Origin of the sequence: Thiospirochaeta perfilievii (assembly GCF_008329945.1) — a bacterium.
Classification (GTDB): Bacteria; Spirochaetota; Spirochaetia; order DSM-2461; family DSM-2461; genus Thiospirochaeta; species Thiospirochaeta perfilievii.
Window position 1 is genome coordinate 3,578,447 of sequence record NZ_CP035807.1, and the last position, 13,888, is coordinate 3,592,334.

Below are 13,888 nucleotides of genomic sequence, written 5' to 3' on the forward strand. Positions count from 1 at the left end.
AAAAGCTGCCTTGTATTATTTTCTTTGTGGTCTATCACCTTGCGGTCTAGGAGGTCTACTAGGTGTTCTTTGAGGCTTCCAATCAGGATTATCAGCATCCACAATACTTAAATTAAGTCTACCCATTCGGTCTACTTCAATAAGTCTTACTTTAACTTCTTGTCCCTCTTTTAATGCATCAGAAACTTTTTGAACTCTCTCTTTTGCAATTTTAGAGATATGACATAAACCCTCTTTCCCTGGTAATATTTCAATAAAAGCACCAAAATCTGTTAGTCTTGTTACTTTTCCTGTGTATATATTACCAGCTTCAGGGTCTTCTACCATTCCTCTAATATCAGCTTCACAAGCTTCGGCTTGAGCTGATGTAGCTGCAAAAATAGTTAATAATCCACTCTCTTCAATATTAACCTTAGCAGTATATTTCTCAGATAATCCTTTTATGTTTTTTCCACCAGGTCCAATTATCATACCTATTTTGTCTGTAGGAACTTTGAAACTAATAGTCTTAGGAACATTTTCAGGAATGTTATCTGATGGTTCAGAAATTACACTGTTCATTCTCTCTAAGATATGAAGTCTACCTTCATGGGCTTGGTTTAATGCTACAGTCATAACCTCTTTACTAATACCTGAAATCTTAATATCCATTTGGAATGCAGTAATTCCATTTTTAGTACCAGCAACCTTAAAATCCATATCTCCCATATGATCTTCTTCACCAAGAATATCAGATAGTACTTGGAATTTATCTCCCTCTTTAATTAGACCCATAGCTATACCTGCAACAGGACTTTTAATTGGAACACCAGCTGCTAACATAGATAGAGATCCACTACAAATAGTAGCTTGGGAAGAGGACCCATTTGATTCTAATATTTCAGAAACTATTCTAATAGTGTATGGGTAGATATCTTTTGGAGGTAAAACTGGCTCTAAAGCTCTAAAAGCTAAATGACCATGTCCTATCTCTCTTCTACCTGTCATAAGTCTTCCAACCTCACCAACTGAATAAGGAGGAAAGTTGTAATGAAGCATAAACCGCTCTCGTTTATCACCATCAATATTATCTAATATCTGCTCATCTAATGCTGAACCTAAAGTAACAACACCTAGGGATTGAGTCTCTCCCCTAGTAAATAGTGCTGAACCATGGGCTTTTGCTAAGATACCAATTTCAGAAGTAATTGCTCTAATAGTCTTTGGATCCCTACCATCACATCGTAACTGTTTTTCAATTACTGCAGCACGCATTATTTTCTTCTCTATTTCGTTAAAAAGTTTACTAAATAGAGGTTTTGTCTCATCTGTGATATTTTCAGCAAATTTCTCTGCTGCTGCATTTTTTACTTCTTTTAAAGCTGCTAATCTCTCAAATTTACCTTTAACAAATGATGCTTCTTCAATAAGCGGAGATAAATACTCCTCCATTGCTTCACTGTTTTCTAAAACTAAAGCAGATTCATGAAAACCTAACTTCTCTTTACCACAGGCATCCTGGAATTCCTGCATAAATACTAAAAAGTCTTTTAAAAACTCTTCGGCTTTACTTATTGCTCCAAGCATCTGGTCTTCGGAAACTTCTTTTCCTCCACCCTCTACCATGCATATACCATCGTTAGTTGCACCAACAACAATATCTAAAACAGATTCATCAATTTGATCAAAGGTTGGATTAATAACATACTCATCATTAACTAATGCAACTCTTACAGCCCCCACTGGGCCATTGAAAGGTATGTCTGAAATCATAACTGCTGCAAATGCACCAATCATACCTAAGATGTCCGGTGGGTTAATTTGGTCTGTTGAAACAACTGTAGGAACAACTTGTAGTTCTCTGCTGAAAGCCTTATAAAAAAGAGGTCTCATTGGCCTATCAATTAATCTTGATACTAAGATCTCTTTATCTTTAGGTCGAGCTTCTCTTTTTAAGAATCCACCAGGTATTTTACCAGCTGCATAATACTTTTCGTTATACTCAACTGTTACTGGAACAAAGTCTAATCCCTCTTTTGGTTCAGAAGAACAACATGCTGTGGCTAACACTTCACTTCCACCTAAACGAACGATAACTGCACCGTTTGCCTGCTTTGCCATTCTTCCTGTTTCAAGAATTAGCTCTTGCCCATTAATTTCAAATTTTGCTGTATACATTTTTAGTCCTTGTTTTTTTATCTTCTAAGTCCAAGTTTTGCTATCAATTCTCGGTACGCTTCTAAGTTTGTTCTCTTTAAGTATTTTTGTAATCTCTTTCTTTGTCCAATCATTTTTAAAAGACCAGTTCTTGAGTGGTGATCTTTTTTGTGTTCGCTAAAGTGATTTTGTAAATCCTTTATTCTCGCTGTTAATAAAGCAATCTGAACCTCTGTAGATCCTGTGTTTTTAGTATCACCACCAAAATCAGCGACGATTTGTTCTTTTTGTTCTTTTGTAAGCATTTTATGCTCTCCTTAATATCTATTATTATACTTTATTTTTTTAAACCAGATAGAGTAAAGTAACACCTTGCAATAACCAGTAAGAAATAAAGTCAATTTATTAAAATTAACCTCTATAGTTTAATTGTATTTGACTAAAAGTCAATATCTACTTTAGTTCTGGTAGGTATTAACAGTAATTTTATATTAGGATATATTATTACAAAAGGAGTTAATGTGAAACAATATAAGAAAGATTTTATACATTTTATGATAGAAGCAGGAGTACTTGTTTTTGGTGATTTTACCACTAAAAGTGGTAGAAAGACACCTTTTTTTATAAATGCTGGAAATTATAAAACCGGAGAACATCTCTCTCGATTAGGGGACTTTTATGCAGAAGCAATTGATGAGAACTTTAGTGATTTTAATATATTGTATGGTCCAGCATATAAAGGTATTCCACTTGCTGTAACAACAACAATCTCTTTAAACAAATTAAAAAATAGAAATGTTGCATTTTGTTCTAATAGAAAAGAGGTTAAGGATCATGGTGATACTGGTATCCTACTTGGTAGTAAGTTAAAAGATGGGGATAAGCTTTTAATAATTGAAGATGTAACAACAGCTGGTACATCAATTTATGAAAATATGCCAATAATTAAAGCTCAGGGAGATGTTGATGTTTTAGGTTTAATAATCTCTGTGGATAGAATGGAAAAGGGACTTGGAGATAGATCTGCATTCTCTGAACTTAAAGATAAATTTGGTTTTAAACCATGCTCTATTGTAACTATGGAAGAGGTTGTTCAATATTTACATAACAGGGAAATAGATGGACAGATAATTATTGATGATAAGATGAAGTCTAAAATAGATGAGTACTACTCTATTTATGGAGCTTCAAAATAATGAGTTAAAGCCCTTAAGAGCTATATTAAGGGCTTAGATTAAAAAAGTTTTACATGTTAATTGTTTTTTCTAATTTTTTTATATATATAAATGTATTAATGCCTACCTATCTTTTAATATGCTATTAAAACATCTAGTTTCTTGACGATTATTATTTATTTAAGTATTATCTACCAATATTTTTAAAAAGGTTTTTATATGAAAAAAATATTATTATTAGGATATATTATATCTCTTTCATCACTATTCTCTGTAGAGACAAAATTTGCAGTAAGTGGTAGTTATTATAATGAGTTAATGCTTAAACCTGGAGTATCTTTATGTAGTGAGGTTGAAGTAGCATTAAATGATAAAAACTCATTGATACTTGGTATACCAACAATTAATTATTTCTACTATCCAGGGAGTAGTCAATCCATCTCAATTTTCCCAGAAGTTACATATTTATATAGGTCTTCAAAAAGTTTCTTTATCGGCTTATCAATTGGATCAGGAGTTTCAATAAAAGAGTACATCGTTCCTGTTTATGATAGGTATGGAAATATAAGTAATAAGAATAAAGAGTATCAAAGTATCTCTTTAGCTGGAATTGTTTTTGGTTTTGATAACTTTTATGAGGGAGAGTTTGAAGCTTCTTTAGGGTGGAAAGGATTATATCCATATAATTTAGGATTCCAACATCAACCTTATTTTCAAGTTGGTTATAGGAGGTATATAAAATGAGAAAGATGCCTTTTTTTATACTACTATTAATACTTTTTTTTCAATCATGTTCTTTTTTAGAAGATACAGATGAACTAGTATACATGGAGTACGATGGAGCATATCTTCCTATTTATTCAAGGGGTAATAAGGATAGTGATGTTGTAATTTTATGGACCCATGGAGGTCCTGGATCTTCTGGTATGTATTATGGTGATATTGATGAAATCTCATCCCTTCATAATGACTATCATATTATTTATTGGGATCAATTAAGTTCAGGTGGATCAATGGGGAATCCAGATAAAGATGATTTTACAGTTGAGAATTTTAGTAACCAATTAGATGGTGTTGTAAATATTGTAAATAATAGATATAAACCTAAAAAGTTATATCTACTTGGCCACTCTTGGGGTGGATATTTAGTCTCCTACTACCTAGCAGATAGTGTAGAACATCAGGAAAATTTTGAAGGGTTAATTCTGCTTAACCCAATATTAGATATACCTAGAGCTCTTACCACAAGTATAGAGGATGTAGATAAGTATGCAAAAGATAAAATTAGCATTGGGGAAGAAGTAGATTTTTGGAAAGATGCTCTAGATTGGTATTCAGAGAACTTAACTGATACAGGAATACTTATTGGTGAAAATATCGCAACTCACTATGACTTTATAGAGGAGACAGGTGGGATGCTTAAAAAGAGAGATCGAAATGATGAGTTAGAGTTTGAACTCGGCATAAAAATGGCCCTATTCTCACCTTTTCATTTTTATAATTACTACTCAAATCAGAGTAATATTAGAACATATTTACAGATTGAAGACGCATCTTTAGACAATGTAAAGCATAACGGAGATCAAACTTTATCCAATATAACAATAAGAACTCTTTTTATTGCTGGAGAAGATGATAAGATTGCTTCAATAAAGATGAGTGAAGACTGGGAGGGACAGTTTGGATCAACGGTACAGTTTAAAGACTACTCTGATTGTGCCCATGCAGCATTTCTAGATAGACCTGAAATGTTCTTGGATGATATTAGGGGTTTTGCAAAGTAATTTTAAAAATACAAGATAAGACATTAATTATTTGATTTCTCGTTGACAAAAACTTTATAAGTAACTATTCTCTTCTCTAGAAAAGAGGGTGTACCTGGTTTTAGAGGTTCTTTAGGATTTCTTCCTGCGCTGAAACTGTTAAATGTCCCCTTTAGAAGGAATCCTTTTAACGGAGGATTCAAATGATTAATATCTTAAAAAAATCAAAAACACTGCTCATTTTCTCTCTACCAATAATTGCAGGACAAATAGGACACATGTTATTTACTCTTGGCGATACTGTTTTAATTGGTAGATACGGAACATCAGAATTATCAGCTCTTGGGATTTCTACAGCATTAAGTACACCATTTTTCCTAATTGGTCTAGGTACAACTTATATTATTAGCCCACTAAAAGCTGGAAAATTAGCCTTAAAAGAGAGTACCAAGGGGTATCTATATACAACAATTATTATTGGGCTAATTATAGGATCAATGTTAAACATTATTGTGTTATTTCTTTCTAAAATTGTGATCTATATTGGGTACACACCTGAAGTAACTGGGCTAATTTCATCTTATTTAAGGATAACATCCTTCTCTATGATACCAGCTATTTTATTTCAGATATTCAAGGAAAACTTACAAGCGTATGAAAAAACAATGATTCCTAATGGAATTATATTAATATTCAATGTTGTTAATATAATTTTAAACTATCTCTTTATTTTTGTTCTAGACCTAGGTATTGAAGGGGCTGCTATTGCAACAACTTTATCAAGATTTTTAATGCTGATACCAATATCTCTATATACTTTAAAACATGTAAACAGAGAGAGAGTTTTTATATCAAGTTTATTTAAACTTGTACTAAGCAAAGGAATTCCAGTTGGGTTGAATACAGTTATTACTGCTGGAATGTTTTCAGTTGTAACTTTGATCTCTGGAAAATTTTCAGTAACTGCATCTGCTGCAAATAATATTATAATTACCCTATCCTCCCTTACATATATGATCCCTGCATCAACTTCTAGTGCAGTATCTGTTAAAATTGGAGCTGCTTATTCTCTTAAAAACTTAAAAGAAGTCAAGGAGTATTATATTGGTTCTTTAATTATGGGGATTACAATAGCCTTAGTTACTGTTTTTATTCTTGTACTCTATCCTTATAAAATATTAGGATTAGTTTCTAAAGACCCAGAGGTTATTCAGTATGGCGCATCTATACTTTATATTGTCGCTATCTATCAAATACCTGATTTTATTCAAGAAATTTCTATAGGTGTTTTAAGGGGATGTCGTGAAACTTTAAAGCCGATGATATTTACTGGAATAGGAATCTGGGGTATTGGATTTCCAATTGCTTTAATATTTAGTTTTGTTCTAAATATGGAGGTTAAGGGACTTTGGCTAGGTCTTACTGTTGGCTTAACAATTCTTTCTATATTTAACTCATTATTGGTAAGAAGCAAAATAGTTAATCCAAAATATTAATAGTTCTCCCTGTAAAATTTTTTTGATTTAAATCTATATGCAACAGAAATATTCTCTTTTTGTAGAACCTGTGGGTTTATACCATTATATCTTTTAAAGGCTTTTGAAAATGCTGCAGGTGATTCATATCTAAATTTTTATGAAATCATAGATACACTTTTATTTGTAATTACGAGTTCCTTGTGTTGCTAGAGAAATTCTTTTACTGTTTTGTCTGTTATAATTCTGAATATTCTTAAGAAACGATATTTTGAAGAGTTTGCCTGAGATCGGTATATGTCAACATAAGTGAAGAGATCTTCATTATTATTTGGTATTTATCATTCAGTAGCGGCCCCAGTTTTGAAATAAGGGGCCTATAGACCCTATTTCAGAAAATTTCTGACGGAGTAAAACTTTGTTGAAGCCGTTAGGCTGAACCCTGTTTGACGAATCATATCATGTAATTATTAAAATAACCAAAGGTAAAAGTTTTGACTTACAGTGTCCAGAAGGTTTTTATATCCTGTTCAGCATGTGGTAAAGAGATGAAATTTATGTTTTCTATACTTCCAAATAATATAAGAATTAGGGGGTCATCTGGATGAAAATATATAAAAATTACATCTCCAAAAATAGGAACTATCCATGTTTCACAAGTGAGGTATATTTTAATGTTTTTACGGAGTTAAATAATTGGGGAAATAACAAAAAAGATGGATTTTCTGATGTGAAATCGTTCTCTCTTGGGTTCTTAAAGTTGAGTATAAAAATAATCTCGAGTATTTTATGTTATAAAATCCTCTTTAGAATGTAGCGATTATTTATCAATACCCTATATGGAATACTCTTTCGTTGGCTTACAGGAACATTGGATTGAAATCGACGATAAAAACCATAGAAGAGTCTCTTTTAACTGAAGATCACCTGATGTTTGGCCTTTATAGTCGAATCAATCCTTAGGGTTATATGGTGAGTATCAATTAGTCTTAATCTCTTTTTTTACTTTCTTTATATATTATTCAAATCTAATTCAAATCCATTATCGTAGTTTGAGATAGAAAACCCTAATTTTTTATATAAGTTAATTGCTGGAGTATTATCTAATCCTGTACGCACATATACTTTATTTGCGCCATAATTTTTGAGGTTTAATAATGTCCTCACCATAGCTGAGAATGCTAATCCTTTACCACGATGCTCTTCAATCGTTCCAACTGGTTCAAATAATCCACACTTATCTACTTCATCATACCAACAAATACATCCTGAGACGATTTGTACATTTTTATGTATAACCCTAATTCCAAGATCATCATTGTATTTATCAGATTTAATTATATTTTTATTCTCTTTATTTGAACTTTCTTCTCCTGTAATTTGAGTAGTTTTAGGGAAATCATTTATTGTTACGAATGAGTAGTCAACAGGAAGTTTATATTCTGGGATATTTTTTAAATCCCTTTGCATAAATACAATAGGGGCATCGAATGGCTTAAAATTATTTGCTAAAAGGAACTCATTTTTTTTCTTATCTATATCTAAACAACTAACTTCTATACTATTAAGATTTAACTCTTTAGCTCTCTCAATTGTCCATACAATCATATCTTTTGATATAATTGTATTGTAATAATCAGGATTAATCTGGAATTCAGGATTACTTTCAGTAGTTAAATATAATACAAAGCCAATGATAATTCCCGATTTTTCCCAAATTTGAATGTCTTTGAGGATATCAAAATTATTTGATTCTTTATTCGTTCTAAAAATTAAATCCCCAAGATGAAAATATCCTGCTGGAGATACTAAATTTCTCATTTCAGATAAAAATATTTGTAGCTTTTTAATATCATATAATGAATTGAAACTTCGTCTATTTATTTTTTTCATTTTATATCCTTAAAATATGCTTTTTGTGAATTACTTAATTATTTGATAATTAATATTAGTTAAGTGAAATACTACTTTAGTATTGAATTCTTTATTATCATGTTTATAGATATTTCTCTTTTATTAAGGACATAGCAGATAAATTATGGGAAAGGACTTGTTTTGGCATCCATATAACGATGCTATGATAGTAAGTGTAATAGGTTGCGACTGGTGTTATAATTAAGTCAGTACTTCTTAAAAGAAGAACGACCGATGGCTGTTGCGGGACTGGGAACTTATGTATCCCGTTATAACGATTAGCAGTCATCAGTCGCATTAACATTTTGAGGATGAGAAAATTTATCATACCCCGTATAGACGCATGATTATTATACTCCTCTTCTTTTAGGAAAGAAAGTAATTAGGAGGAATGGTATGGAATTTATGGGAATTGACCTTCATACAGACTGCTTTAATCACTGTACTCTAGATGAAGGGACAAAAAAGAAAGTTGGAACTTATTCGATTGATAAAGAATCTTTGGAAAAATTTTACAAAATATTAACACCTGAAACCTATGTAATTGTTGAATCAACAACAAACTCATTCAAATTTACAGAGCTAATCCAGGACAAAGTTAAAGATGTTAATATTTCTAATACTTATGCTATGAAACTAATTAGCTTTACAAATAAAAAAACAGATAAAGTTGATGCTGAAAAATTAGCCAGGGTATTAAAGATGCAAATTTTAAGTGGAGAAGAGCAGATAAAAAGAGTGGAATTGCCACCTCCAATTATCCAAGAACTAAGAGCTTTATTTTCAACGTATAAATTTCTAGGAAAGCAAAGAACTCAACTAAAAAATAGAATTCATTCTTTATTAAAACAGAACCTTTACCCTTTTAATAAAGTGATGATATTTAATAATAAAATTAGAGATAAAATCTTAAATATATCTGAAGCAAGAGGATTGAAGTTTCAACTGAAGATTCTATTTGATGAGCTGGATCATTTAGAGGAAACTATTAAGTTACTTGTAACAGAAATTGAAGTTATGGGTTCTTCTTATATGAAAGAAATAGAGATATTAACTTCAATGCAGGGGATAAGTGTTTTTACTGCTATAGCTATTATTTCAGATATAATTGATGTTAAGAGATTTCCAAATTCTAAGAAATTTGCCTCATATTTAAGATCAGCACCAAAAGTTGAAAGTTCAAATAATAAAACATTAATTAAGAGCACAAATAAACAGGGAAGAAAATTAACAATTTCTCTTCTGTATCAATCATTGAACCATTTCATAAACTCAAACAGATCCATTGAGCATTGGTATGATAAATTAAGCGAGTATAAAAAAGTTGGTAAAGTGAGAATGGGAACTTGCAGGAGATTTATTACTGTCATTTATCAGTTACTTAAAAAAGAAGAGTATTATAGGTTCATGGACATTAAAAACCATGACCGGAAAATGCATGCTTATATGGTTTTACTAGAAAAAAATAAGGTAAATATTAGCAAATGGAAGGAGGTTTCTTGACTTTCATCATAGACGTCCTGTTGAGGTGACTGCTCGTTCCTGTAGCGAAGCGAAAGGATTGGCGTGCTTCTTGCTCAATTATTACCCATTAAAACTAAAATTTAGGATAAAAAGTACTGATTTCTAGTTTGAACTTTTAGTATGGGTTCATGCGAGAAGCATGACAAAGACAGTTCACTTCCAACAGTTTGTTATCTACCGAAGGTATATCTTTTCAGGATAAATTATTTATAAATTCTTTCATTTCATTTAGATAATCTTCTCTATAAAAAGAGTAGTAATAAGTTTTAGTTAATCCTATTTTAGATTCTCCTTCAAATGTCAACCAGTCTTCAACATTGCCTAATATACTATTTGTATGAGTTACTATATCTAATTCTATATTTTTAGAGGTATTTCCAGTTCTCATATGAGTTGTAACAATTTTCCTTTGAATTCTTAAATTTTTTAATTTTAATAGTTTCTTTTTTGCTTTGTCATCTAAGGAATATAGCCTTCTCATGGCATATATTTAGGATCATCTGTTATTCCATCCCAACCAGCTAATATAAATCCTTCTTCAAGAAGATCGTTACATAAATCATTTTTTGATTCATCATATTTTATTAATTTTTTTGTATAAAACCAAACTAATTTTGAGGAATTATAAACTTCTAATTTCCCTAAATACCAAGAACCTCCATGTTCATCATTTTTTGTTTTACCAATTACTTCTATTATATCACCCTGTATAAACATCTTTATACTTACATCTACTCCATTATTAAAAGCATATTTCATAGTTTCTATTGGTTCTGTTGTATTTGTTAAGTTTTCATAAATATTTACATTCTCGATATTGTAATATTTACCAGTCATTTTAATCAGTTCAGTTCCATTATAATCAAATATTGAACCTTGTTGTGGTTCAGAACCTAGAGGATATAAATTTATTTTTTCTCCTATTAGTCCATGTTCAAATGATTCCTTTAAATCTGTTTTAAACGTTAAAATAAATTCTTCATTATTCCATTCCTGTTTATTTGATTTGATATCATAGAGATGTAGTTCATTTTCTGTTATTAAATATTTTCCTTCTACATCTACACCAGATGGAACCCAGCCTATTTTGAAAACATTATCAATGTAAAAAATAAACAGCCGATTATATCCAGTTGGATCTGAATCAAAAACCCATTTAGTTGAGCATAACTTGTCTATAGTTAGTTTAGAATTATTAATGTCATAATTTTCATGACGTTCTTTCCATGAATATCCATCTTTAGGACCTTCTGAGTATTTTGAGTGTAATTTACTATATTCATTTCCATATAGATTTAATAAATTAAGAATTAATATTATACAAAATGCATATTTTTTCATATTTCCAATAATACTTGTAGTTTGAGATGATGTCTATTGTTTTATTATATAAAAATATATCGTTTTAGAGTGTAGATAACGTCCTTTTAACCTGCCGGATTGTGCCCGAAGGGATTGGCGGGCTATTTGCTTTAGAGCGAAGCGAGCAAATAGCATGACAAAAATTCGGACTGGTTCAAAAGCTTGTTCAAGTAAGCCTTGCAGGCAGCTCTCAACATAAAACTACATATGTATAAAATAAATTAACTCCATTCAAATCTCCAAGTATTAAAATTTCCTTATCACAAAAAAAAGGTTAGTTGGTATATCAACCTTCTTACCTAAATCCAAGGAGATAAGAATGGAAAAAAATAACAAATGGTATAAGCAGTTTACTGACAAACTAGAGTTAACAGGTTTACGTCCAAGAACGGTAGATGTCTACTCTAGAGCTGTGAAACAGCTTCAGGATCATTATGATAGAAACCCTGAAAAAATAACAGAACTTGAAGTTCAAGAATACCTATTATACAGAAAAAACACTTCAAAATGGGCTCCTGCAACTCTAAATACAGCTCTTTGTGGTATTAGGTATTACTATCAAATGATGTTAAATGTTAATTGGGAGCTATTTAGGATTGCGAAGTTTGCTGCTGAAAATAAGCTACCCACAGTTCTAACAAAAGAAGAAGTTGACAGGATTCTAAGGTGTGCTAGACCCTTTAATAATTATGTCTACTTAGTTTTAGTTTATAGTTGCGGTCTTCGTTTGAGTGAAGCTCTAAATCTTGAAGTTTCTGATATTGATCGTGGAAGAATGATAATTCATATCCATAGAGGAAAGGGTGCAAAAGATAGACTTGTTCCTCTTCCACATTCAACACTAAAACTTTTAGAAAGGTATTGGAAAACACATAGGCATCCTAGGTTTATATTTCCTAGAACCCAAACTAATAAAAGGGGTGCACCTGTAAATGATTTAGCTGATGATACAGTTAATAAAGGATGTGCTCAAAATGCCATGAGAAATGCTGTTAAAAAAGCCAATATCAATAAAAAGGAGTTTCAGTCCATACTCTGCGACATTGTTACGCTACACACCTTTTAGATTCTGGAGTAAATCTAAGGTACATTCAAATTTATCTAGGTCACTCAACTATTCTTTCAACACTGGTGTATCTTCATCTAACAGCTGCAGGAAACAGTGATGCCTATGGAATTATTGATAACTTAATGGATAGGTTCTGATATGGGAGCTACGATAAAAGAGATTTTTACACTTTATGCTTGGGAATACCTTATGATAAATGAGGGTAAGGTTCCAACTAACCATAAGAAAGTTATAGATGCCATAATCAATTGTAGAACTGATGTTTATGGTATTACTTTTTACAAATGTGAAGGCTGTGGAGAAATTCATACCAGTTTTAGATCCTGTGGAAATAGACACTGTCCTACCTGTCAGGATCATAAAACAAAACTATGGACCGCAAAGCAACTTTCTAAAGAACTCTCTACAAATTATTTCATGATAACCTTCACTGTTCCTGAAGAAATAAGAGATTTTTTCCTTCAGAATCAGAAAGAGGCTTACTCTGCACTTTTTAAAGCATCATCTGATTCAATAAAGGAATCAACACAGAAAAGTAGAACAATGAGTGGAGCTACTACAGGATTTTTTGGTGTACTTCATACTTGGGGGAGACAGATCCAATATCACCCTCATATCCATTACGTTGTCCCAGGTGGTGCTTTGAATATAAAAAAACAGAGTTGGATAAGTTCATCAAAGGACTTTTTTCTACCTATATTTCAGTTATCAAAGTTATGTAAGGATAGATTTAAAACTCTTATGAAGAATAAAGGATTACTTCATCAAATACCTCATGTAGTGTGGGTGTGGGAACGTGGTTGGAATGTTAATATCCAATCTGTTGGATCTGGAAGGAACACCATAAAATACCTATCAAGATATGTTTTTAAAGTAGCTATTTCTGATTACAGGATTCTTAAAGTCCAAAATAGAAGAGTCTATTTTAAGTTTAGAAGTAAAAAAACTGGGCAAGTTGTTACTACTTCTTTGGAAGTCTTAGATTTTATTAAAAGGTATCTACTTCATGTATTACCTTCAGGTTTCATGAAAATTCGATATTTTGGTTTTATGCATACATCATTTAATATGGAGTATAAGGACATTAGATTAATTATCGATGGCTTAGTTGCAGTACTTAATAAACCCGTAAAACCCATTATTCAGAAGGTTTTTATATCCTGTTCAGCATGTGGTAAAGAGATGAAATTTATGTTTTCTATACTTCCAAATAATATAAGAATTAGGGGGTCATCTGGATGAAAATATATAAAAATTACATCTCCAAAAATAGGAACTATCCATGTTTCACAAGTGAGGTATATTTTAATGTTTTTACGGAGTTAAATAATTGGGGAAATAACAAAAAAGATGGATTTTCTGATGTGAAATCGTTCTCTCTTGGGTTCTTAAAGTTGAGTATAAAAATAATCTCGAGTATTTTATGTTATAAAATCCTCTTTAGAATGTAGCGATTATTTATCAATACCC

Annotated in this window: 13 protein-coding genes; 8 read left to right on the plus strand and 5 right to left on the minus strand. The window is 31.3% G+C overall.

Annotated features, from left to right (window positions below):
- Positions 1-15: 15 nt before the first annotated feature.
- Positions 16-2,157 (minus strand): polyribonucleotide nucleotidyltransferase, encoded by a 2,142-nt coding sequence (gene pnp / locus EW093_RS16595; RefSeq protein ID WP_149569471.1) that lies wholly within the window; start codon positions 2,155-2,157, stop codon positions 16-18.
- A 17-nt stretch (positions 2,158-2,174) separates the two neighbouring features.
- Positions 2,175-2,441 (minus strand): 30S ribosomal protein S15, encoded by a 267-nt coding sequence (rpsO, locus tag EW093_RS16600; protein ID WP_149569472.1) that lies wholly within the window; start codon positions 2,439-2,441, stop codon positions 2,175-2,177.
- 216 nt (positions 2,442-2,657) lie between these two features.
- Between rpsO and pyrE the strand changes: the two genes are divergently transcribed.
- The 4 genes from pyrE to EW093_RS16620 all read left to right on the plus strand — a co-directional run bounded on the left by pyrE (position 2,658) and on the right by EW093_RS16620 (position 6,570).
- Complete coding sequence (gene pyrE / locus EW093_RS16605; protein WP_149569473.1) at positions 2,658-3,332, plus strand: orotate phosphoribosyltransferase; 675 nt, start codon at positions 2,658-2,660, stop codon at positions 3,330-3,332.
- 198 nt (positions 3,333-3,530) lie between these two features.
- Positions 3,531-4,055, plus strand: a complete 525-nt coding sequence (locus EW093_RS16610; RefSeq protein WP_149569474.1) for a hypothetical protein — start codon at positions 3,531-3,533, stop codon at positions 4,053-4,055.
- Positions 4,052-5,095 carry an alpha/beta fold hydrolase gene (locus tag EW093_RS16615; RefSeq protein ID WP_149569475.1) on the plus strand — a complete coding sequence of 348 codons (1,044 nt, stop codon included), beginning with the start codon at positions 4,052-4,054 and terminating at the stop codon, positions 5,093-5,095. The genes EW093_RS16610 and EW093_RS16615 overlap by 4 nt, the downstream gene beginning before the upstream one ends.
- 182 nt (positions 5,096-5,277) lie before the next feature.
- Complete coding sequence (locus EW093_RS16620; protein WP_149569476.1) at positions 5,278-6,570, plus strand: MATE family efflux transporter; 1,293 nt, start codon at positions 5,278-5,280, stop codon at positions 6,568-6,570.
- Between the two features lie 990 nt (positions 6,571-7,560).
- On the opposite strand, the gene EW093_RS16625 is transcribed toward EW093_RS16620, so the two are convergent.
- Positions 7,561-8,442 carry a GNAT family N-acetyltransferase gene (locus EW093_RS16625; protein WP_149569477.1) on the minus strand — a complete coding sequence of 294 codons (882 nt, stop codon included), beginning with the start codon at positions 8,440-8,442 and terminating at the stop codon, positions 7,561-7,563.
- Positions 8,443-8,859: 417 nt separating this feature from the next.
- Between EW093_RS16625 and EW093_RS16630 the strand changes: the two genes are divergently transcribed.
- The gene (locus tag EW093_RS16630; protein WP_149569478.1) at positions 8,860-9,966 is read left to right on the plus strand and encodes an IS110 family RNA-guided transposase; all 1,107 of its coding nucleotides are present in this window, start codon (positions 8,860-8,862) and stop codon (positions 9,964-9,966) included.
- Positions 9,967-10,180: 214 nt separating this feature from the next.
- On the opposite strand, the gene EW093_RS16635 is transcribed toward EW093_RS16630, so the two are convergent.
- On the minus strand, positions 10,181-10,468 hold the full coding sequence (locus EW093_RS16635; RefSeq protein WP_149569479.1) for a hypothetical protein: 288 nt from the start codon (positions 10,466-10,468) through the stop codon (positions 10,181-10,183).
- Positions 10,465-11,328, minus strand: a complete 864-nt coding sequence (locus tag EW093_RS16640; protein WP_149569480.1) for a hypothetical protein — start codon at positions 11,326-11,328, stop codon at positions 10,465-10,467. The genes EW093_RS16635 and EW093_RS16640 overlap by 4 nt, the downstream gene beginning before the upstream one ends.
- A gap of 340 nt (positions 11,329-11,668) precedes the next feature.
- Here EW093_RS16640 and EW093_RS16645 point away from each other — a divergent pair, with 340 nt between their 5' ends.
- From EW093_RS16645 to EW093_RS16655, 3 genes are read left to right on the plus strand one after another with little or no spacing between them, the layout of a single operon-like run.
- The gene (locus EW093_RS16645; RefSeq protein ID WP_149569481.1) at positions 11,669-12,415 is read left to right on the plus strand and encodes a site-specific integrase; all 747 of its coding nucleotides are present in this window, start codon (positions 11,669-11,671) and stop codon (positions 12,413-12,415) included.
- Positions 12,385-12,555, plus strand: a complete 171-nt coding sequence (locus EW093_RS18160) for a tyrosine-type recombinase/integrase (protein ID WP_149569641.1) — start codon at positions 12,385-12,387, stop codon at positions 12,553-12,555. Before EW093_RS16645 ends, EW093_RS18160 begins: the two co-directional genes overlap by 31 nt.
- Position 12,556: 1 nt before the next feature.
- A complete protein-coding gene (locus tag EW093_RS16655) occupies positions 12,557-13,660 on the plus strand; it encodes an IS91 family transposase (RefSeq protein ID WP_149569482.1) in 1,104 nt (367 codons plus the stop codon).
- Positions 13,661-13,888: the final 228 nt, after the last annotated feature.